At 34.6% G+C, this 20,867-nt stretch carries 21 protein-coding genes, 1 tRNA gene and 1 pseudogene; 8 read left to right on the top strand and 15 right to left on the bottom strand.

What is annotated here, in order from left to right:
* Nucleotides 1–95: 95 nt before the first annotated feature.
* Complete coding sequence (tsaB, locus tag ACFELV_RS06920; protein WP_375327324.1) at nt 96–779, bottom strand: tRNA (adenosine(37)-N6)-threonylcarbamoyltransferase complex dimerization subunit type 1 TsaB; 684 nt, start codon at nt 777–779, stop codon at nt 96–98.
* Nucleotides 780–827: 48 nt separating this feature from the next.
* Here tsaB and ACFELV_RS06915 point away from each other — a divergent pair, with 48 nt between their 5' ends.
* Together ACFELV_RS06915 and miaA are read left to right on the top strand one after the other, a co-directional pair.
* Nucleotides 828–2,207: a phosphomannomutase/phosphoglucomutase gene (locus ACFELV_RS06915; RefSeq protein WP_375327557.1), complete on the top strand. Its 1,380-nt coding sequence runs from the start codon at nt 828–830 to the stop codon at nt 2,205–2,207.
* A gap of 12 nt (nt 2,208–2,219) precedes the next feature.
* On the top strand, nt 2,220–3,176 hold the full coding sequence (gene miaA, locus ACFELV_RS06910; protein ID WP_375327323.1) for a tRNA (adenosine(37)-N6)-dimethylallyltransferase MiaA: 957 nt from the start codon (nt 2,220–2,222) through the stop codon (nt 3,174–3,176).
* Nucleotides 3,177–3,214: 38 nt separating this feature from the next.
* Here miaA and ACFELV_RS06905 read toward each other — a convergent pair whose 3' ends face one another.
* The 8 genes from ACFELV_RS06905 to ACFELV_RS06870 form a co-directional block, all read right to left on the bottom strand.
* The gene (locus ACFELV_RS06905) at nt 3,215–3,868 is read right to left on the bottom strand and encodes a hypothetical protein (protein WP_375327322.1); all 654 of its coding nucleotides are present in this window, start codon (nt 3,866–3,868) and stop codon (nt 3,215–3,217) included.
* 56 nt (nt 3,869–3,924) lie between these two features.
* Nucleotides 3,925–4,620, bottom strand: coding sequence for an Hsp20/alpha crystallin family protein (locus ACFELV_RS06900; protein ID WP_375327321.1), 696 nt, complete (start codon nt 4,618–4,620; stop codon nt 3,925–3,927).
* A gap of 86 nt (nt 4,621–4,706) precedes the next feature.
* Nucleotides 4,707–5,045 carry a hypothetical protein gene (locus tag ACFELV_RS06895; RefSeq protein ID WP_375327320.1) on the bottom strand — a complete coding sequence of 113 codons (339 nt, stop codon included), beginning with the start codon at nt 5,043–5,045 and terminating at the stop codon, nt 4,707–4,709.
* A 193-nt stretch (nt 5,046–5,238) separates the two neighbouring features.
* On the bottom strand, nt 5,239–5,685 hold the full coding sequence (locus tag ACFELV_RS06890) for a hypothetical protein (protein WP_375327319.1): 447 nt from the start codon (nt 5,683–5,685) through the stop codon (nt 5,239–5,241).
* Nucleotides 5,686–5,772: 87 nt separating this feature from the next.
* Complete coding sequence (locus tag ACFELV_RS06885) at nt 5,773–6,294, bottom strand: hypothetical protein (protein WP_375327318.1); 522 nt, start codon at nt 6,292–6,294, stop codon at nt 5,773–5,775.
* A 124-nt stretch (nt 6,295–6,418) separates the two neighbouring features.
* Nucleotides 6,419–7,819, bottom strand: a complete 1,401-nt coding sequence (gene terL, locus ACFELV_RS06880; protein ID WP_375327317.1) for a phage terminase large subunit — start codon at nt 7,817–7,819, stop codon at nt 6,419–6,421.
* Nucleotides 7,816–8,079 carry a hypothetical protein gene (locus tag ACFELV_RS06875; RefSeq protein ID WP_375327316.1) on the bottom strand — a complete coding sequence of 88 codons (264 nt, stop codon included), beginning with the start codon at nt 8,077–8,079 and terminating at the stop codon, nt 7,816–7,818. The genes terL and ACFELV_RS06875 overlap by 4 nt, the downstream gene beginning before the upstream one ends.
* Nucleotides 8,076–9,236: a phage portal protein gene (locus ACFELV_RS06870; RefSeq protein WP_375327315.1), complete on the bottom strand. Its 1,161-nt coding sequence runs from the start codon at nt 9,234–9,236 to the stop codon at nt 8,076–8,078. Before ACFELV_RS06870 ends, ACFELV_RS06875 begins: the two co-directional genes overlap by 4 nt.
* Before the next feature lie 217 nt (nt 9,237–9,453).
* Here ACFELV_RS06870 and ACFELV_RS06865 point away from each other — a divergent pair, with 217 nt between their 5' ends.
* Nucleotides 9,454–10,122, top strand: a complete 669-nt coding sequence (locus ACFELV_RS06865; RefSeq protein WP_375327314.1) for a hypothetical protein — start codon at nt 9,454–9,456, stop codon at nt 10,120–10,122.
* Between the two features lie 116 nt (nt 10,123–10,238).
* Here ACFELV_RS06865 and infA read toward each other — a convergent pair whose 3' ends face one another.
* On the bottom strand, nt 10,239–10,454 hold the full coding sequence (gene infA / locus ACFELV_RS06860; RefSeq protein WP_375327313.1) for a translation initiation factor IF-1: 216 nt from the start codon (nt 10,452–10,454) through the stop codon (nt 10,239–10,241).
* A 28-nt stretch (nt 10,455–10,482) separates the two neighbouring features.
* Nucleotides 10,483–10,557 (bottom strand) — tRNA-Asn (locus tag ACFELV_RS06855).
* Between the two features lie 152 nt (nt 10,558–10,709).
* Between ACFELV_RS06855 and ACFELV_RS06850 the strand changes: the two genes are divergently transcribed.
* Nucleotides 10,710–10,937 carry a hypothetical protein gene (locus ACFELV_RS06850; RefSeq protein WP_375327312.1) on the top strand — a complete coding sequence of 76 codons (228 nt, stop codon included), beginning with the start codon at nt 10,710–10,712 and terminating at the stop codon, nt 10,935–10,937.
* 165 nt (nt 10,938–11,102) lie between these two features.
* Nucleotides 11,103–11,852: a hypothetical protein gene (locus ACFELV_RS06845; RefSeq protein WP_375327311.1), complete on the top strand. Its 750-nt coding sequence runs from the start codon at nt 11,103–11,105 to the stop codon at nt 11,850–11,852.
* Nucleotides 11,853–11,881: 29 nt separating this feature from the next.
* Here ACFELV_RS06845 and rodA read toward each other — a convergent pair whose 3' ends face one another.
* Nucleotides 11,882–12,976, bottom strand: a complete 1,095-nt coding sequence (rodA, locus tag ACFELV_RS06840) for a rod shape-determining protein RodA (protein WP_375327310.1) — start codon at nt 12,974–12,976, stop codon at nt 11,882–11,884.
* Nucleotides 12,977–13,038: 62 nt separating this feature from the next.
* Here rodA and cysS point away from each other — a divergent pair, with 62 nt between their 5' ends.
* The 3 genes from cysS to tsf all read left to right on the top strand — a co-directional run bounded on the left by cysS (nt 13,039) and on the right by tsf (nt 16,642).
* Complete coding sequence (cysS, locus tag ACFELV_RS06835; protein WP_375327556.1) at nt 13,039–14,427, top strand: cysteine--tRNA ligase; 1,389 nt, start codon at nt 13,039–13,041, stop codon at nt 14,425–14,427.
* 386 nt (nt 14,428–14,813) lie between these two features.
* A complete protein-coding gene (rpsB, locus tag ACFELV_RS06825) occupies nt 14,814–15,713 on the top strand; it encodes a 30S ribosomal protein S2 (RefSeq protein ID WP_375327309.1) in 900 nt (299 codons plus the stop codon).
* An 11-nt stretch (nt 15,714–15,724) separates the two neighbouring features.
* Entirely contained in the window at nt 15,725–16,642 is a 918-nt protein-coding gene (gene tsf / locus ACFELV_RS06820; protein ID WP_375327308.1) for a translation elongation factor Ts, read from the top strand.
* A 218-nt stretch (nt 16,643–16,860) separates the two neighbouring features.
* Here the strand turns inward: tsf and ACFELV_RS06815 are convergent, their stop codons facing one another.
* The 3 genes and pseudogenes from ACFELV_RS06815 to mrdA form a co-directional block, all read right to left on the bottom strand.
* Nucleotides 16,861–17,610, bottom strand: coding sequence for a biotin--[acetyl-CoA-carboxylase] ligase (locus tag ACFELV_RS06815; RefSeq protein ID WP_375327307.1), 750 nt, complete (start codon nt 17,608–17,610; stop codon nt 16,861–16,863).
* A pseudogene (locus ACFELV_RS06810) lies at nt 17,609–19,024 on the bottom strand (NADH-quinone oxidoreductase subunit N); the annotation flags it as partial. The gene ACFELV_RS06815 and the pseudogene ACFELV_RS06810, both read right to left, overlap by 2 nt.
* A gap of 36 nt (nt 19,025–19,060) precedes the next feature.
* Nucleotides 19,061–20,842 carry a penicillin-binding protein 2 gene (gene mrdA / locus ACFELV_RS06805; RefSeq protein ID WP_375327306.1) on the bottom strand — a complete coding sequence of 594 codons (1,782 nt, stop codon included), beginning with the start codon at nt 20,840–20,842 and terminating at the stop codon, nt 19,061–19,063.
* Nucleotides 20,843–20,867 lie beyond the last annotated feature (25 nt).

The raw sequence follows: 20,867 nt of genomic DNA, 5'->3' as shown, positions 1-20,867 counted from the left end.
TAGCATAGCAAAGAGGAGATATCTTAATAAAAATTAAAGAATTTCTTAATATATCTTATATTTGTGGAGATATTTCGTGATATATTTGCTCCATATTAAACTTGACTCGGCAATTTAGCATCGGGAGGGCGAATATATAATGGTTCTATGGGAGAGAAAGGTAAAGCTTGTGTTATTGCTAGTTTAGTAGCTAGATACCGGCATATATGTAAGGCTTTTACTTTAGCAAAGCGCGGCAGAACTATTATATTCTTATTATCTTTTATCTGATCATATATCAACTCCACTCCACTACCCGCGCATATTTTAGTGCCCTCTTCTGCTGTCCCTATTAAATCTACAGCTTGTTTATAATTTATTAATGAAGCTTTTGAAGCTAGACCATCATTATTAAATCCTTGACTGTATAGCTGTTTTCTATATGCGTTAAGAAATACAAATATTTTACTATAATTTTTGACCTGCGTGCTTGCTCTAAAATATGAATACTCAAAATTTGAGACCGTAATACCCTTAATATTGGTACTCAATATTATAGCTTTGGCGACCGAAAGCCCTATTCTAATGCCAGTAAAACTACCTGGTCCATTAGTCACAGCTAAATAATCTAGTTCCTTATAAGACATCCCAGCTATTTGTAATGCTGATTCAATCATAGGCACTATGGTTTCAGCTTGCATCGAGGGCCGTGGCTCCTCAATATAGGCTAAGATTACTTGATCGTCTGAAATTGCAACAGATACATTATTATTTGCAGTATCAAAGGCTAAAATTTTCATCTATAATCACTTGTTTAGTCTATTAGTAATCAATTCATTATAATGACAATACAAATAAAGAGAACAATTTTTAGAGCCTATGATATTCGAGGTAATACTCTTTCTGATCTTTCGCTGCTACTCGCCTATAAAATTGGCTTTTCATTCACTAAAATGATCACGCAAGCACATGATATTCCAATATGTGTAGGACGCGATGGTAGATTAAGCTCTCCAGCTCTTTATGAAGCACTGGTTAACGGTATTATGGATGCAGGAGGCAAACTCATTTCAATTGGGGTTGTACCTTCTCCTGCTTTATACTTTGCTGATAAAATATTAGGTCCTGCAGGTAGCATCATGATTACTGGCTCCCATAATCCTAAAGATGATAATGGTTTTAAGATGCTAGTAGCTGGCACGCCATTTTATGATAAACAAATTCAAGATTTATACGATGTGATTTGTGCTCACCAATGGGATAATGTGCCCTTCCACTTTACTGCCACAGGTAAATTAACAGAATTAGAGATTACTGAGCAATATATTCAGCGAATTCTGCAAGGAATCACGATCAATCCTAAGTTAAAAGTTGCCTGGGACCCTGGCAACGGGGCAGCTTGTAACATTATTAAACTGTTAAAAGTAAAATTACCCAATAAAAATTTAATAATAAACTCTGAAATAGATGGTAACTTTCCAGCTCATCATCCTGATCCTACCCTTTTAAGCAATCTGAAAGAACTGATTCACCTAGTACAATCTGAAAATTGTGACGTAGGCATTGCCTTCGATGGAGACGGGGACCGTCTTGGCGTCATCAGTAAAACAGGCAAAATGATTCTAGCAGAACAAATTCTTGCGATATTAGCTAAAGATGTGCTAGCTCAAAATCCAAATGCTAATATTATAATGGATATCAAAACAAGTGAAGCAATATTTAAGCAAATTAAAGCGTATGGTGGTAATCCTATAATATGGAAAACGGGGCATTCCTATATTAAAGATAAAATGCAAGAGACAGGAGCATTGCTAGCAGGGGAAACTAGTGGCCATCTTTTTTTCGCTGATAAATATTATGGTTATGATGATGGGATTTATGCAGCTTTACGTCTGCTTGAGTTGCTATCTAAATCTAAAAAGTCTTTAGATGAAATGATAGATAAATTACCTCAAATTGATCCGCCAGTAGAAATAAAAATCCCAATAGAAGATGATAAAAAATTCATGGTTATTAAACAAATTGGCCAAAAATTAATAGATCAAAATATTACTTTTAATGCTATAGACGGGATAAGAGTTAGCTCTACTACCGGCTGGTGGTTGCTCCGGGCCTCTAATACAGAAGCAAAAATTATTGCAAGGTATCAACCCAATGAATCCCAAGGCTCTACTGCATTAAGAGGGGAACTCTCTTCTGTACTGCGATCGGTCAATATTATAATATAGTCTAAGCCTTGAATGCAAAAGAAAAAAATATTAATTATTTGTGGACCAACTGCTAGTGGCAAAACACATTTAGGGCACCGTTTAGCTAAATTATATAATGGTGCAATAATTAATAGTGACGCTATGCAAATATATCAGCAAATCCCTATTATTACTGCTTCACCTTTAGCAATATATCGCCAGGAAATACCGTATCATCTCTATAATTTTTTATCTATCTCACAGGAATTTTCAGTTGTAAAATATCTAAATACAGCTTTCGAGATAATTAAAGAAATTGCCGATAGAGATCAACTCCCAATTATTATCGGGGGCACTGGCTTATATATTAATTCATTACTTTTTGGTTACAATGAGATTCCTGAAATATCACCGGAAATTCGGCAATATGTCCGGGCATTACATACTCATATTGGCCAGGTAGAATTTTTCCAAAAATTACAGCAATTAGATGTAGTATCTGGCCAAAAACTCCACTCATCAGACAGGCAACGTTCTATAAGAAGCTATGAAGTATATATGCAAACCGGCCGATCTATTTTTGAATTTCACACTGCTAAAAATGCCCGTTCGGCGGCGCTGGCAAAATTTAATGTGCAAGTATTGCTCCTGCACCCTGAACGTAATTTTCTATATCAGAGCTGTAATGAGAGAGTAGAGACCTTGTTTAATAATGGGGCTATTGAAGAGGTAAAAGCAGTAGCGCAAGATTTTCCTAATCTGACCACCGCTGGCACAAAAGCTATTGGCGTGCAAGAAATACTAGCATATTTAACTAATACCGTCACTTTGTCGGAAGCATTAACCCTAACTCAAACGAAAACTCGGCAATATGCCAAAAGACAACTCACTTGGTTCAGAAACCAGATACAGGATAAAACTACCTTTGAATATTCAAGTAATTTACAATTTGAAGAATTGCTCAATAGCTTTAATAATTCTGAGGAGTTATTAAAGCTAGATAGTTAACAATGCCTCTATGACGTTATCACCACTTTCTTTTGCACCTAGCAATCCCAGCGCCAAGAAGCCTCGTCATCTACTGTTGCGCGCTCTGCACCTGCTGCTAATGGCATATTTGTTTCTTCTCTTACTGCGTCTGCATAGGAAGGAGGAGGAGAAAAATGACTAGACCCTGCTGCAGCAGCAACTGAAGACTCAGTAGGACATTGACAGAATGCCTTAGGCGCAGCGGTATCTAGAACCGGTTCTGGTGCCACAACGGCGGCTTGGACTAGCTCTACTACTTCAACGGGGGCTGGTAGAATGTTCAAGTAGCCCTGGATAAATTCTAATTTGTAAGCGTTTAATATTGCTCCGTCAGGCGTGTCGTCAGAAATGTGGGCGTCATTAAAAATTTTATTTCTGTCTGCGCGTGACATCTGAGATAATTTTTCCTTATAACCGTTATCAAGCAAGCCGATAGTCCCTCCTAGTTTAAGATGTTGAACTATATGCTTATCATAATCTCTTGGTCCAAGGTTATGGTATTGTTTCATATAACAACCCATAGCTTTGCTATAATCATTCCATTCCTTTGGTACGCTCTCCCCTGGTTCAGCCTTACCAAGATCTGCAAAATCATGTCTTGAGTACCACGTGCCTTTATAGCACCCTCTTGGCTCAAACTCCGCCGTATTCTTAAATAGTTTCTTCAACATATACACACCTCTTACTTAAATATAAATTTACAAAATCTCTAAAGAATTTATATTATTTAACCAATAGGAATAGTTTTAATTTCTTCTGTTTTTATCGGCGATTTAGGCAAAATAATAGTTAATACTCCATTCTTTAAAGTAGTTGCGATAGCATTTTTATTAACATCTTTTGGTAAAAGCAATTTTTGATAAAATGAATTACGGAATTGTGAGTTGGTAGGCGAATTGTCTTTCTTATTTTCCTCAGCTTTTTGAGCTTTAATAATGATATATTCCCCTTGTAATTCAACTTTCACTTGTTCTTTTTCAAAACCAGGTATTTCAATATTTAATATATGTTCCTTATCATTACTATCAAGGTAACTATTAAAGCTAGTACTATGCATGAAGGAGCCGTCAACTATATAACCACTATTATCCCTGATAGCTATTTTATGCCATAACCTATCCATATTTTTGGATAATTGCTCAAAAGGGTTATAATATTCGTACGTTTCATTACGCTGGTTTGCACTCTCGTCCTGCTGCCCCTTGACAGTTTCCTTTGTTTGTGGCGTTTTTACCGTAGCCGCTTCGGCTAAATTATTAAAAACCATGAGGGTAGCAATAACAATACTCAGTATCAACAGATTACTGATATAAAATAAGTTAGTTGATGACTGCACCCCAGAAATTCCTAATTTTGTGTTACTTGTACTTCTCACTTCTTGTTTATTCTTATAAATATCAAAATTTTTCCAATAATTTTCCATAGTTAACCTCATATTTTACTTATGATAATTATAATATATTTTGTTTTCTGATTATTTCAATAACTCAAATATTAAATTTATAATTTTCATTCAGCATCTGGTGCTCCACTGTCATAATGGGATGTTTTACTACCCTCCCCTGTTAATTTTTTATTGTGCTCTTCAGCTTCAACTATATCAGGGTCACTATGAGAGTCTAAAGGAGCTGTTACTTCTACTTCCTCAGGTTCATGTTCATCATCCTCGGGTTTATTACAATAGTAATAAACGAGTTTCACGACCGTTATCATAACCCCGACTAGACATACAACAGAGGCAATTAATACTAGCACCAAAGGCAGCAGCTCAAAGTCGTTAGTTCTGCCCAAAACAGACCTAGAGGTAAGACCAGAAAGGGTAACATTATTAAGGTTCTTACCCCCCATCTGATAACTGACTCAATAATTTTATTGGTTATAACTCTTAGCATATTATCACTTGTACTTAAGATAAAGGTAGGTTATTAACGAACAATTAATAATATCCTGGTCTTGATCTAATTAGTTATAGCGTGTTGGATAGGGTTGAGCTCAGACATGATTTAAAGTAGTATAATTTTTAGTTAATATTATATAGTAGTTAAGCACTTAAAGATTCGACTAGGTCTCCTGCTAATTCTTGCATTATAAACTCCTGGACAGCAGCAAAGCATATAGGCTTATCGCTTGTTAACTTAATAATAAATTCTTCTTCTGCATAAGTTTCAATATAGTCTAATTTACGTGGAGTTTTCTTGATAATTTTATTCTTCCCTTTACAAACTTTCAGTTTAATTACAATATTATTCCAACATGATTTAGAGTTCACATCACCTTCTTGATAATAATCCTGTGGAGTTGTTTCGGCTTTTTCTGGAGAATGATTAATATTGTGATTCTCCATCCAAGCTGTATGCTCCTTTATTTCTGGTACTTGCACATACTTAGTCACTGTTATCTCCCTTGGTATGATATCCTCAAACTCTAGGTCTCGGTCTTGCCAAAGTAAATTCAGTTGTTTTTTAATATTCTTAATATATTTTAACATAATGCCTTTTTATTAATATTTAGATAATAGGTATGTAGAAAGAAATTTGCAGTATAATGCCAGAAACCTTAACTTACATCGCTAGTGTTATACAGCTAACTCTGCATTTCCTAGAAGAGGTGACTCACCGCCAGTATTAGGGTCCTCAGGCACTAACGATACCATCTGAAGTAGTTGGCAAGACTGCTGGGTGCAAGACGGATAGCTTGGTGGTTCCTCTCCCTTAAAGGTAGAATCCAGGGATACCCAACTCCCATAGGGTGGTGGTAGGTCTGTATAAGACTGCTGCACCAAGAGGCCACTTGCAAGGGTATCTCCTGAAGAGGGCAGCGGTGGGCAGCTGCTGTCTGGAGTTAAGGGGTATCCCCCGGAAGAATCCTCTTGTGCATTACACCAATTCCATACCTTATTATATAGTTTAACACCTTGTGTTATTATCCAGCTCCCATGCTGACAACAAATCCATAAAGTAACGAGCCCTCCTGCAACCCCTGCAACCACTATACCTGCTTGAAAACTATTATCTTCCTGCCTTCCCTGCTCATAATTATTTTCATCAGATAAGATTGGCACATCATTCCAGGTAAAATTCATCAAACGCGAAAACATTATTATCTCCTAAAATTATTATTTCAATTATTAATTATTTAATTATTATTTAACTATTTGGTGGACTGTGTTAATTACTATAAATTATTTATTTTGTCAACCGCATAATTTGAAACAAAAAATTTTACAATTCTCTTATTCGAGCTGGCATTTTGGCTGATTGCTCTTTCATAAAATTTAAAAATTGGCTCACCGAATCTACTATGTCATCGTTTTTAGAATGAGGAAAGCTCAGCAATTCATGAAGTAATATACTATTAAAGGTGGATTGTTTAGGAAGGTAGGCGGTTGTTTGCAGCAAGGTGCTACTAGAAGCAAATCTGGTGATCTTATCAAGTTTAGGCTTAATCGAGGCTATATTAACAAACCCTGCCAGTTTTAGGTCTTGGATAATCTGCTGTCCACTTGCTTTATCTTCAATAAGAATAATTTTAGGGAGATATTTTTGGGATAATTTAATTACTTGTTCTTTAAGCTCAGGGTAGGTTAGTTTTTTTCTTAACATTGATAATAAATAATATTTTTTATCAATAATACCCCATGAGGTACAAACACTATAATCAGCATTTTCAGAAATTTTAATTGCAGTATCCCAGCTTTGTATTACATAATCAAATCTTTCAGGTATAATTTCATAAAAATTAATATCTTGTATGTTTAATAACATGCAATTATTAGTAATAGGCTCTTGTAAATATTGAGCTGCATAATTATAAAGGCCGATTTCTTTTTCTAATTGCACAAGATATTGAGGATTATCTCGCAAATTATGCAAACTATTACCTTGAATATATTTATATTTAAAATTATTTATCGCAAAAAACTGATCGTGAGTAGCCATAGAGGGAATCTTTAAGTGGCTCCAAGAAGTAGAATTATTTAACAAATAACCAGTTAGATCCTCAGTATGAAGGCGTTGCATTACTAATACTATGACGCCAGTATTCTTATCATTGAGCCGCGTAGCAAAAGTTTGCTCGAACCACTCAATCACGCGCCGGCGCATCGTAGGTGAATTAATTTGGCTTGGATTATGAGGGTCATCAATAATTAATATATCCCCCCCTTCCCCTGTTGCGGAACCACCAACAGAGGTGGCAAATCTAAAACCATTAGCAGTGGTTAAAAACTTTCTTTTGGTATTAAGAGTTCTACTTAAGATGGTTTTAGGAAAAAGTTCTCTATACCATGGGGAAGACATAACAAAACGGCAATCTAATGAATGTTTATCACTTAAAATTTGGGAATAGCTAGCAGACATAATCCGTTTTGATGGATTATGTCCTAATATCCAAGCTGGCCACGCCACTCCTATACATACTGACTTTAAAGATCTAGGAGGCATATTAATGATTAATCTTTTAATATCGCCATTTTGTATTGCCTGCAAATATTCAGCTATTAATTCAATATGCCAATTAGGCTGATATGGACTACCAGGGTTAATGCTACTAAATGCTTTGCTAATAAAACTGGTAAAATCACTACGCAGAATTGCGTATAACAACTTTTTTTGGTGGCTCATTGATATTTACGTAAATACTGCTCTATAATTAATTCATCATCTTCCTGGATGACTGTATCTTCGTGCCAGCCCCCATCCTTATTTAACTTATTTAATTGAATAATTAAATTGACCAATTTATTAAGTGTTTCAGTAATATTTTTCTTAACAGTTATTTCATCTTTACATTTTTTCTCTCCTAGCCCGTCCAGTTCTACTTCAAGTAAAGAAATAATTCTCGCAATAAAACTGTATAACCTAGTAATTGTCGCATTGGTCATAGTCTATCACCATCCTCTAATGGCTTTAAGCCCACAATGGCTCTTTTCTCATTTAAAGTCATAAAATTAGCATTTGTAATCTTTGCCCATAAATTCTCTCTTTTTTCTGTCAAAGCGGAAATACTATCACGATCAAAATCTATAATAATTTCTTCTTGATACCAATGGGATAACCAATTCCCTAAAGCATCGGATAATTTGTCTAATAAAGGTATTAGAGTCTCTTCCCAAAGAGCTAACCTAGCTTCTTGCATATTACTATAAGTATTGTCCCCATTAATGCCTAGTAACTGCGGAGGAATACCGAAAGCAAGAGCTATTTCTCTAGCAGCTGAATTCTTTGATTCAATAAAATCCATATCCTTAGGATTAATACTCATTTCTTGCCATGCCAGCCCCCCTTCTAAAAGTAATGGTTTGCCTGAATTATTACTGCTTGTGAATTTTTCGATCAGTTGGCTTTGCAACCTATCAAACTGTTCTTCAGTAAGGTAGCCATCTTTTACTATTAAAGCTCCACTAGGGCGTGCCCCATTCTGCAGTAAAGAACTATTCCAATTAGTGGTCTGATCATGCAAATTAATAGAGCGAGAAGCCGCATCAAGACAGGATAAGCCGTAATGCTGATTAGTATGATGATAATTTTTTAAATGTAGTATCTTGCTCATTTTATTGAGCGGATCAATAGGATACACTTTCTCTTCATTATTACCTATATATCTATAAGCTATTGGAGCTGCTTTCTCCAATATTAATTCAGTAGAATTAGCTGGTAGCAAATAGATCTCTCGAGGTTTCATATTGACTAGTACTACTAAAATATAGGCATTCCCATATAACAACTTATTAGCGATAATTTCCCCAAAAAAATCCGCACCCGCTTTTCCTGGATTTGGTCTTTTCAATAAATTATAAATTGGATGATTGGCAATTCTTTCATAATTGCCCCCCTTATTTCTACTAACTAACCAAGGTACATGGCTAGCTGACTGAGCTATTAAGTTTACACATCTATAGACAATAACATTTTTTTTATATGCGTTAGCACCAACAGTGATATTATTACTACTTTCTCCTCCCATACTAATAAAATCTATAAATTTATGAGATTTATGGCCATTTGATTTAAACAACCTGTTGAAATATTTTGTTATCATGATTCACCTCAAATAAATACAATATCCCTGATTAATTATTGCTAATAATAACATAATTTAAAGCCTCACTAAGTATTACAGTACGTTTTTTTATTAATGATTTTTAATTCTTCACTTAATTAATATTATCGCGTAAAAATACTTCCAAATATTTTAATTTTACAATACAATGACAGAATGTTACATGCAGTTTTTAAAATCTAATTGAGTTATATTAATGTTCCCTCAAATGATCGAGTTATTAATTTTTGCTGGTATTGCATTTTTTGTTATTAACAAGCTTATTTCTAAACTTGGGTCTACCTCAGACAATGATCCTGCCAAACAAAAATTTTCTTTTTTTGGAGAAGCAAAAATTAAAGATGTGACCTATACTGCTCAAAATGCTCCTACTAATGTCTTTAAAAAGAATTTTTTTAGAAAAGCACCACTTGATGGTATAAACCTTGAGGGATTAATAGTGGAAGAAAATAGAGAGCCAATTACCACGGGCTTAGAATCTATTGCGACTAAGCTACCCTCTTTTCAGCCTCTTAAGTTTCTAAATAGTGCCAAAATGGCTTTTGAACTTATTATTGAAGCTGCAAATGATGAGGATATTGATGAGCTAGTAAAACTAGTAGATAAAAGATATGTAGAAAAATTTCATATTTTTTCGGAGAGTTACGGCGAGTTTGTACATGGCAGTAAATTAGAAGCCAAAATTTCTGAAAGCTATAGTTTTGCTAATAATGTTTTTATTAAAGTATTATTTAGTGGCAAAAAAATAACTAGTAAAATCGACTTTTTAAAGGAAGAATGGACTTTTTCCAGAAATCTTATATCTAATGAAATTAATTGGTTTTTAACAAATGTTGAGAGAGCTAATGAAATAGTAGGGGCTTAAACGTATTTTTAAGAAAAAAAGGTGATAGGGATAGTATAGTTCAACTAATGCTTATTATGTTTTTGATAACCTAAGCCTCCTGGCTCAAGGCAGAGCACCACGATAAATCAGAGTAATTAATAACGATGAGTAACACGGCCTTTTGTTAAATCATAAGGCGTCATTTCTACTGTTACTTTATCTCCCACGAGGATCCTAATACGATTTTTACGCATCCTGCCGGAGGTATGGGCGGTGATAAAATGACCATTTTCTAATTGAACTTTAAAAGTCGCGCTAGGTAAAAGTTCAAGGACCTTTCCTTCAAAGCTAATCAGTTCTTCCTTAGTCATATTATATTTAGTTGAATATTATGAAATGTGGCTCCCCGGGCCGGACTCGAACCAGCGACCGAACGGTTAACAGCCGTTTGCTCTACCACTGAGCTACCGAGGAACTATCTACTCAACCCTTATAACAAATCTTGCCCCTCAGGTCTAGAGTTTTCTTTATTTATTGTCAAAAATAAATATTGCTAAAAAATTAACTATTGCTATTTTAAATCCTACCTAAAGTTAACACTGTTAATAATAATTAAAAGGTAAAATATGCAGAAGATAATACATCCACTGAAGAAAATAATACAAACACTATGTGCAACTCCAGAGGAAGAGAATACCTCCAATAATAACACTGCAGAACCGATTGCAAAATTATTAAAAGCCCACAAGGGGCAGTGCGTTTTTATTCACCCTAACTATATTCTGCATCCTGACAAGAATCAAATGTCCATTTCGAGCGGAGAAGTAGAGTCCTTATATGAGGATTACACGTGAGATACAAGGACCCATGATAATCTGATGAACAAATAGTAAATAAATATCAACACCGCCCATTAGATCAAATTCTTCAGCAAAAGCAACAAAAATAAATATTGCTATTATTAAACTTTAATGTTATATTATTAATACATAGTTAATATATTAATAATTAGGTAAGAAATGATTTATAACACAAAGGAGGACCAAATAGAGTGGGGTAAAATAGAGTGGGCAATGTGCTTCGGATACCAAATCATGTTAGAGGATGGTACTCCCCTGGAGGAGTCTTTGGAGTATTCGCCTATGGTCCTATACCGTAGCACCCCTAGAGGCACTTCATCTACGGAGGAACCCATTACAAAAATACCTATCAAGCTGTTAGCAAAGAAAGAGACAAAAGAGATAAGTTTGTATATCAAACTAGCTAAATGGCTTAATTCTCATTTTGGTAATAATGAAAAACCAGCAGTATTTCTTGATGAGACTGTAGACGACAAGATTCCTCTTAACCGTTTGGAAGATCTAACACTGGATACTATTAGACGATATAAGCAAATGGAGCAAGATGTAAAGAAGCTCTTCTTTACTAGAAACGGAAAGATTCCATTTTGTCATATTGAGGCTCTAAGACAATATGACAAAATGGATAAAGAATTAATCACCTTGTTTGCTCAACAAAATAATGAGGACTTTACAATAGACACAGTAGATTCATATATTAACAAACATTTTTTTGAAATAACTGGAGTTGCTCGTAAAATAACCCACGAAAGCGAAACCCCTAATAAACAGTTTGGAGATCTTCCTGCAGAGATGCAGCAAAAAGTTTGTTCTTACCTGCATATTAGGGATATAATGCCAGATCAAGGAATTACCTCAAATGTAGACCCTATAGGAGATTTACCATCCCCTATTAATGACTCTGAGTAAAAGTTAAATAATCTAACATTTCTTTCCCCCTACCTAATATTACTATGCTGGTGGATTTGGGCATTCATTATTAAGCCAAATCCTATCAGCATAGAGACCAGCATAGTACCGCCATAAGAGATAAAAGGCAATGGCACCCCGACCACCGGCAATAACCCCATGACCATCGCGATATTGATAAATACATGACTAAATAAAATTGAGGTAATGCCTATTACCATCAATTTACTAAACATTGATCTACAATTCACCGCAATTATTAGAGAAATCGTAATAATTGCAGCATACAGCAACAATAAAGTTAAACTGCCGATCATCCCAAATTCTTCAGCAAAGGTAGCAAAAATAAAATCTGTTTGATGTTCTGGTAGAAATTCTAAATGGCTTTGGCTGCCCTTGACCAACCCCTTACCTAACACACCCCCTGAGCCAATGGCAATTTTTGACTGAATAATATTATACCCGGCGCCTAAGGGATCCCTGGCAGGATCTAAAAAAACCATAACCCGCTTTTTTTGATAATCATGCATTACATGCCAAATAACTGGCAGGCACGAGAGTACTGCCCCCCCCAATATTACAAAATTTCTGATCTTAAAGCCTGCTGCCAGAAATATACTACTGGCAATAATTAACGTGATAATTGCAGTGCCTAGATCTGGTTCTTTTATAATTAATCCAACAGGAATTAAGACTAATATCAGGGGTAATATAATCTGCGAGAATTTGAGATACTCATCAATTTTCATCTGATGTAAATATCTTGCTAGCATTAATACTATCGCGAGTTTAGTAGGTTCACTGGGTTGCAAGCGAATAACAGATAAATCGATCCAGCGTTTTGCTCCCATAGAGCTGGTGCCAAAGAGTTCCACTCCTATCAATAAAATTAGTACAGTAATATAGAATAGATAAGAGCATTTAAATATAATTCTTATGTCAATTACTGCTACAATTAACATTATAGGCAAAAATAAACAAAAATTTATTATTTGCTTGTAAGCCCAAGGGTGGATATTACCACTAGCTGCCGAGTATAAAACTATAAAACCTACACTACACACTATACTAATAAGAAATATTAGAGTAATTGGAATTTTAGTGATTTTTTCTAAAAAATTCATTTTTAGTATTAGAGTAGACTTGATATATGATATATATACTAATTTATATAATCATGATATCTATGAAATTATTATTACACAATAGTTTAACACGAAAAAAAGAAGTTTTTACGCCTATAGATATTAATTTAATCAAAATGTATGTATGTGGCCCCACCGTTTATGATGCGCCTCATATTGGTAATGCTAGGTCTGGTGTAATATACGATATTTTATATCGAGTACTATGTCAACTCTTTGGGCCTAGCAATGTTAGATATGTCCGTAATATTACTGATGTTGATGATAAAATAATGAGTAAGTCTAAAGAATTAAACATTTCTATTACCGATTTAACCACCAAAATTACTCAGGAGTTTCATGCTAATATGCAATATTTAGGGTGCCTACCCCCTAATATTGAACCCAAAGCTACGCTGCATATTGCGGATATGATTATGATTATCCAGAAACTACTCGCTTTAAAACATGCGTATATTGCAGATAATCATGTGTATTTTGATGTTTCTACTTACTTAAATTATACCAAATTATCTAATCGTAGCTTAGAAGAATTAATAGATGGAGTACGCATCGAAAATAATCCTTTTAAAAAACACCAGAAGGATTTTGTATTATGGAAACCTGCTGCGCAGGATGAAGAAATATTGGCAAGTTTTGATAGCCCTTTTGGGCGAGGCAGGCCAGGCTGGCATATAGAATGTTCAGCTATGAGCTATAAATATTTAGGAGAAAATTTTGATATCCATGGTGGAGGAGCCGATTTAATTTTTCCCCATCATACCAATGAGATTGCTCAAAGCATATGTGCCTTTCCTAATTCATATTTTGCTCGATATTGGGTACATAATGGCTTTCTAACCTTCAATGGTGAAAAGATGAGTAAATCTTTAGGTAATTTTTTGACCGTGCAAGATTTTATAGATAGGAAAATTCAAGGTGATATATTAAGATTATTGTTATTGTCTACTCATTATCGTAAACCTTTAGATTATAATAATAAAGCACTAGATGATGCTACACGAACAATAACCTATTGGTATAGAGCCCTAGATACTATAAATATTACTCTTACTGCTGCTCAGCAATTGCCAGAGGATTTCTTAGTATCCTTACTAGATGATTTAAACACCCCGCTGACCATTAAAATAATCAATGATTATGCTAAACGGATTTTTACTGCCTCAACAGCTGAAGAGAAATATTTAGCTGCTAGCTCTTTGCTTACCTGTAGTAATTTTATAGGTTTAATGACCAAACCTACCAAAGAATGGTTTGATTATGAGGAAGATAATCAATATATTATTAACCTCGTTGAACAACGTAAGCAAGCAAAACTCCAAAAAAACTGGCGAGTAGCGGATCAAATACGACAAGATTTACTGGCAGAGGGCATAATGATAGAAGACAAGGCTGATGGTTCAACTATTTGGCGCAAGAATTATATTTAACAATTAATTTAATAAAAAATAATTATATTTTATAGTCAATTCAGGAGAATTTGGTGCTAGGCGCGATGGAGCGAAGCCTATAGATAATAGGCGAGCGACGAGTAACGACGTCACCAACTTCTCATCAATTGACTATATGTGGTTGTTGGGGATTATTTAGAGCCACCCTATACACACCATTTGTAGAGACAGAGCTATTTTTTTTGTCTACAACACTATTGCAAATCTCTCAATCAAAATGTATACTCCAGAAGCTTATAATTTAAGCAAAATTCACACGCAAGAGAATAGTGTTAGTCCAAATAAGCATCAAAGCTTTTGGTATTAAACTTTTGCGGAAGGTATCCCTGAAAGGAGATATATAACTAACATTTGAAGGAACAAAAATGTCAAAAGTACAAACAGTTAATATAAAAGAATTGCTTGATGCGGGAGTCCATTTTGGCCATAAAACCTCACGTTGGAACCCAAAAATGGCACCATATATTTATGGCAGCAGAGATGATATTCACGTAATTGACTTACAACAAACCGTTGCGTTAATGCAAAGAGCTTTAAACGTAATGTGTGAAACTGTCAAAAAAAATGGGAAAATATTATTTGTCAGTACCAAAGTGCAAGCAAGCGAGATAATAGCTGAGTATGCAGAAAAATGTGGCCAATATTATGTTAATCACCGCTGGCTTGGAGGAATGTTAACTAATTGGGGCACAATTTCAAATTCTATCAAAAAGCTAGATAAGCTAGAGAAAGTTTTAGCAAATGAAGAAGAATATTCTGGTTATACTAAAAAAGAAATATTAGAGATGACCCGGAAAAAGGATAAATTGCTTAGATCCTTAGGAGGTATAAGGCATATTGATACTAAGCCCAATTTACTGGTGATAATTGACACTAATAAAGAACATTTAGCAATTCAGGAAGCAGTGAAGCTGAGGATTCCAATAATCGCGATTGTGGATACCAATTCTAACCCTGATAATATAGACTACCCTATTCCCGGTAATGATGATGCTATAAGATCCATTAAACTTTATTGTAACTTATTTGCTGATGCGATACTGGCAGGTATAGAAGAATCTTTAGTTGCCTCTGGTGTAGATTTAGGAAGTATTGAAAATCAAGAAGAAAAAAATAAAAATATTAGAAATATTGCAAAATTAAATTTCAGTAAGAAATTTTCTAAAATGCCCGAAACAGGCAGCGAGGCAGCCACTGAATTCGAGCGAGTCTTAGAACAGTCTGAAGAGGAGCAAACTACTAAAAAACCTAAAAAACAATATTAGAGGAAAGAAAAATGGTTGATGCTAGCTTAGTTAAACAATTAAGAGAGAAAAGCGGTGCAGGAATGATGGACTGTAAGAAAGCTTTAGTTGAAACTAATGGAGATTTTGAGAAAGCAATTGACTGGCTTCGCACTAAAGGTTTATCTACCGCAGCAAAAAAAGCTAATAGAATTGCTACAGAAGGAGTCACTGCTGTTAAAGTGCAGGAGAAAACCGGGGTGATTGTAGAAGTAAACAGCGAAACTGATTTTGTGGCAAGAAATGTTAAGTTTCAGCAGTTAGTTGATAATATTACTGAGCTAGGGCTCCATTATGACAATTTAGAGTCACTTAAAATAGCTAAAACTCCTTCAGGCAAAACTGTGAATGAAGAGATTTTGGATAATATTGCTACTATTGGCGAAAATTTAACTTTACGCCGTATGAATCTTTTGACAGTTTCGGAAGGCATAGTGAGTTCATATGTGCATAACGCTATTGTGAATAATCAAGGTAAGATTTCAGTGCTTATTGGACTAGAATCAACCGTACAAGATAAATCCACACTGTCAGAGTTAGGGAGAAAAATTGCTATCCATATAGCAGCAAACAACCCGTATTCTCTTGATGCTGCAAGCTTAGAGCAAGCAGTCATTGATCGTGAACGAAAGATATTTATCGAACAATCACAGGCTTCTGGTAAACCAGATAACATAATTGAAAAAATGGTTGAGGGTAGAATTCGCAAATTCTTGGCAGAAGTGGTGTTATTGGAACAGAATTTTTTATTCGACGATAAATTAACTATTGCTCAAGTGATTAAAAAGGCAGAAATAGAATTAGGGGGAGCAATTAAAATCAGTCGGTTTATCCGTTATGAATTAGGTGAAGGTATAGTCCAAGAAGAGAAAAATTTTGCAAATGAAGTAGCGGCAGTGATCCAGGCATAATGAGAGCTTTATCGCATTATGATTAACTAATACCAAATTGCTTTCTTCACATTAGGTCGTTGTATTTCGGAATTCGTCGTGCTCACCTAGATCTACTAGGTTCCATGCGTCTCACCACTCATACTCCTATTACTGTCTTGAAAGCAACTTAGTATAAGCAAAAGAGTGTATAAAATTTAAAGGGGTAACCATTGCCCCTTCTGAATGGCTGAAAGCCTTTAATCTGCAAGTAACGTAATTATCTCACCTGAATTTAATAAAACCTTCATTCTACCATGCTGGTCTATTCCTTTAAAGAAGCCGGTTATCCTACCACCTTGATAATTAACATTAATTAGTTGCGCAAGATTGTCACATCTCTTAATCCAATACTGTCTTATTCGATTAAAACCATAGGTTTGCCATAATATAACCTGTTTGTCAAAGTTACTCATAAGCAATTCTAATAATTTTGTGCTCTCCATTACTTCAATATTTTCATTAAATAAGCTAGTAGTCAGTTGCTCAATATGTATAGGACTTTCCATAATATTAATACCTATACCTATGACTAAATAATGTCTCGTATTTATAGTGATGGATTCCAGTAAAATACCGGCTGCTTTTTTATTATTTATTAATAAGTCATTCGGCCATTTTAATTTGATACTGTTTGATGATTTACTTGGTAACGAATTAATAGTCTTATGTACAGCCACAGCCGTTACAAAAGACAACTGAGGAACATATTGCAAATCTATATTATGATATAATAATATGCTACAATGCAAATTTCCAGGATAGGATTGCCAAGTTTTAGTATTTCTACCGCGAGCGTTAGTTTGATTCTTAGCAACTATTATATAATTTACAGTTGGGGCAGCTCTAGCTATTCTCAGAGCTTCCGAATTAGTACTATCTACTTCATCTAAAATTATTAGATGATATTTTGCTTTCCAGGATATAACTACCTCTATCTTGATATTCAAAAATAACAACTACAGAAAAACATACTATGAACGCTATTATAAGGCAGGTCAGTATTTTTAAACGTGCTGATGGTTTGATCATGCTTTGTACGTAATCTTGTTTCAACTCAAAAAAGTACATAGTTTTCACTATTTTTAGGTAGTAATAAGCAGACACCACACTGCTACCAATACCAATAATCGCTAGCACAAATTGTTGATGAATAATAGCTTGATAAAAAAGAAAATATTTCCCAAAAAATCCTGCTAAAGGAGGAATACCAATTAGAGAGAATATGATAATAGTAATCCCGCCTGCTAATGCTTTTCTGGTAGAAGCAATACCTTTAAGATCCTCGAAGGTTGCTGTATCTACTTTTTTATCCAGTAAAATAATTAAGCAACTAAAGAAGCCTATCACTGTGAGTGCATAGATAATCATATATAATAAAGCGACTTTACTACTTAAATCATCACTAGACATGGAAACAGCAATTAAAATATATCCTATATTGAGGATAGTACTATACCCCATTAATCTTTTTAAAGAATTTTGTCGCAGAGCTCCCCCTGCTCCAATTAACATAGATAAAACTGCGAGCGTCTGTATTAAATCCGTTGAGATGGGTTTATAATGGTCTACTATCGCCATTATGTTTAATAATACTACTATATTTGTAAATTTAGTAGAGGCCGCAAAATACGTAACCGTAGGGATAGGTGAACCTTCATATACGTCAGGAGTCCACGCATGTAGAGGGGCTACTGATAATTTAAAGAAGAGACTACTTAAAAAGAGTACTAGCCCTATTATGAGCCCAATATTAGGTTGCCCTGGCGCTCGCATCGTATAAAAAATATGATGGTAATCTAAGCTCCCACCAAAGCCATAAATATATGAGGTGCCAAATAAGGATAGGCAGCTGATTAAAGCCCCTAAAATAAAATACTTTAGCGCCCCTTCTGAAGATTTCAGGTTATTGATACTAAAGCCAGCAAGAACATAACCAATTAATGCTTGCAATTCCATACTACAAAATAACAGTAAGAAATTACGAGAGGATATTGCCACAAAAGAGCTCATAGTGGAAAGTACTACTAATGTGATAAACTCAAACTTAAATTCTTGTTGAGTTATTTGACAATAATCTTGATAAATTATTATCGTCATTATTGAACAAAATAACACTATAGCTTTATAACTTGCTATATATCTATCAGTAGCAAAAGAATTATTAAAGCTTATCATCCACTCACTAGTTGAACTTTGACAAATATACAACAATAAGATGATCAATATTGCGACTGTAAGATTGGTAATGATTTTTATTCTATTACTAACAAACAGAACTAATAGTTGAGAAAATAAGGCAACGAGCACTAGAAAGATCTCAGGCAAAATAATGACAAATTGTCCAAAAATTGAATTTAACATGAGCATATATCGCTAATTAATTAGATGATAAGAATATTAAGCATATTTATTAAGCACCATAGACATAATTTTACTGGCTATCGGTGCGGCAGCTTTGCCCCCTCCCCCACCGTGATCTAAATAAACCAAAATAGAATAGCGTGGTTGGTGATACGGAGCAAACCCCATAAATATCGCATGATTACGTTTTTCCCAGGCAATATTGTCTCGACTCAAATCATCATCAATACTAGCTTTGGATTGTACTTGCGCTGTACCAGTTTTACCTGCCAATTGCTGTTTGTCCCCTAAAATTCTACTATAATAGGCCGTACCACCTTCGGTATTGACAGCTTTGTACATTCCTTCTTTTAAAATATCTAAATATTTTTGTTGTATCTCCACTTGTTCAAATAATGACTCCGCTTGAGCAATCCTAGGCTTATATAATTTCCCATTACTAGCAATGGCGGTCGCAAAGCTTGCTAATTGAATAGGGGTAGATAATAAAAAGCCTTGACCTATAGATAAATTCAAGGTGTCGCCTATTGACCACTGCGATTTCAATTTTTTTGCTTTCCATTCGGCTGAGGGTAAAAATCCACTGACTTCTCCCGTTAAATCTACGCCAGTTTTTTGGCCAAAACCAAATTTTTGGGCCATATTAAGAATTTTTCTAAAGCCTACTAACCGTCCTACTTCATACATGTAAGTATTGCAAGAATATTTTATGGCATTATACATATTCACTTTTCCATGACCATACGCCCGCCAGCAGCGGAAGCTATTACTTCCAAGTACGGAAGCCCCAGTACAGTTAAAACTGTGCTCAGGGGTAATACCATGTTCTAGAGCCGCCAAAATCGTAATAATCTTAAAAACTGAGCCAGGTGGGTAAGTACTTTGTACTATCTTGTTAATTAAAGGTTTATAAGGGTCATTAATTAAGGTTTGCCAATAATCATGCGATAATTTTATAAAATTATTAGTCTCAAATACTGGTGACATAGCAAGGATTAACACATTACCATTCATGACATCCATCACTATGACAGAACAACCTTGCTTATTTAGATAAGGCTGTATTTTATGTTGAAGTTCTATATCAATATTTAAATATAAATCCTCCCCATCGCTACTATTAAAGCTTGCAATCTCCCGTACATGTTTCCCTACCGCATTTACTTCTACTTGTTTATAACCAAATTCTCCACGTAATTTTTCCTCATAATGTTTTTCTAAACCAAATTTACCTACATAGAAATCACCTAAATTATTTATTTTGAGATCTTGTTTTTCTTGTTCATTAATTTGGCCAATATAACCTATCATGTGGCAAGCAGAATCAGAGAAAGGATAAAACCTGGCAAAACCTGTATCAATAAAACATGACTTTAAGTAGAGCTTCTGCTCCTCTATTACGGCCATTTCTTCCCAGGTAAGATTATCTAATATTACACAAGGGGTATTAACATTAGCTTTTTTTATTTTGCTGTTAATGAATCCTATTTTTTCTTCCGAAAAATTTAAAATACTGAAAATAAGCCTTAATTCTTCATGATAGTTAGCGGTAATATTTTTATCTAGTAATAACTTAAAACACGCTTGATTGATTGCTAGAACAATTCCATTTACATCATAAATTTGACCTCTAGCTGGCGATAACAAGACAAAATTAATACGGTTTTTATCAGATAAAGTACGATATTTTGCGCTTTCAAAAAGCTGCATATACACCATCTTACTTGCCAGTAAGGATAACAATGACATTTTGCCGGTTCCTATTAAAAAGGCCCTCCTTGATATTAATTGGTTATATAATATTTTCTTGGTTAGCATATTTCTAAAATCAGTGAATTGGGAT

It is taken from the genome of Candidatus Tisiphia endosymbiont of Nemotelus uliginosus (assembly GCF_964264835.1).
GTDB lineage: Bacteria > Pseudomonadota > Alphaproteobacteria > Rickettsiales > Rickettsiaceae > Tisiphia.
The sequence above is the reverse complement of the archived record's forward strand: the minus strand, read 5'-3'. Positions and strand labels throughout refer to the sequence as shown.

Excerpts from the sequence above, each read along its gene's own strand:
- ACFELV_RS06850 (WP_375327312.1), top strand. The coding sequence starts at position 10,710 with ATGCAGAAGATAATACATCCACTGAAGAAAATAATACAAACACTATGT.
- ACFELV_RS06885 (WP_375327318.1), bottom strand. The coding sequence starts at position 6,294 with ATGTTTTCGCGTTTGATGAATTTTACCTGGAATGATGTGCCAATCTTA.
- ACFELV_RS06845 (WP_375327311.1), top strand. The coding sequence starts at position 11,103 with ATGATTTATAACACAAAGGAGGACCAAATAGAGTGGGGTAAAATAGAG.
- ACFELV_RS06875 (WP_375327316.1), bottom strand. The coding sequence starts at position 8,079 with ATGACCAATGCGACAATTACTAGGTTATACAGTTTTATTGCGAGAATT.
- rpsB (WP_375327309.1), top strand. The coding sequence starts at position 14,814 with ATGTCAAAAGTACAAACAGTTAATATAAAAGAATTGCTTGATGCGGGA.
- terL (WP_375327317.1), bottom strand. The coding sequence starts at position 7,819 with ATGAGCCACCAAAAAAAGTTGTTATACGCAATTCTGCGTAGTGATTTT.
- ACFELV_RS06895 (WP_375327320.1), bottom strand. The coding sequence starts at position 5,045 with ATGGGGGGTAAGAACCTTAATAATGTTACCCTTTCTGGTCTTACCTCT.
- rodA (WP_375327310.1), bottom strand. The coding sequence starts at position 12,976 with ATGAATTTTTTAGAAAAAATCACTAAAATTCCAATTACTCTAATATTT.
- ACFELV_RS06870 (WP_375327315.1), bottom strand. The coding sequence starts at position 9,236 with ATGATAACAAAATATTTCAACAGGTTGTTTAAATCAAATGGCCATAAA.
- cysS (WP_375327556.1), top strand. The coding sequence starts at position 13,039 with ATGAAATTATTATTACACAATAGTTTAACACGAAAAAAAGAAGTTTTT.
- ACFELV_RS06890 (WP_375327319.1), bottom strand. The coding sequence starts at position 5,685 with ATGTTAAAATATATTAAGAATATTAAAAAACAACTGAATTTACTTTGG.
- ACFELV_RS06865 (WP_375327314.1), top strand. The coding sequence starts at position 9,454 with ATGTTCCCTCAAATGATCGAGTTATTAATTTTTGCTGGTATTGCATTT.
- ACFELV_RS06905 (WP_375327322.1), bottom strand. The coding sequence starts at position 3,868 with ATGTTGAAGAAACTATTTAAGAATACGGCGGAGTTTGAGCCAAGAGGG.
- mrdA (WP_375327306.1), bottom strand. The coding sequence starts at position 20,842 with ATGCTAACCAAGAAAATATTATATAACCAATTAATATCAAGGAGGGCC.
- miaA (WP_375327323.1), top strand. The coding sequence starts at position 2,220 with ATGCAAAAGAAAAAAATATTAATTATTTGTGGACCAACTGCTAGTGGC.
- infA (WP_375327313.1), bottom strand. The coding sequence starts at position 10,454 with ATGACTAAGGAAGAACTGATTAGCTTTGAAGGAAAGGTCCTTGAACTT.
- ACFELV_RS06900 (WP_375327321.1), bottom strand. The coding sequence starts at position 4,620 with ATGGAAAATTATTGGAAAAATTTTGATATTTATAAGAATAAACAAGAA.
- tsf (WP_375327308.1), top strand. The coding sequence starts at position 15,725 with ATGGTTGATGCTAGCTTAGTTAAACAATTAAGAGAGAAAAGCGGTGCA.
- tsaB (WP_375327324.1), bottom strand. The coding sequence starts at position 779 with ATGAAAATTTTAGCCTTTGATACTGCAAATAATAATGTATCTGTTGCA.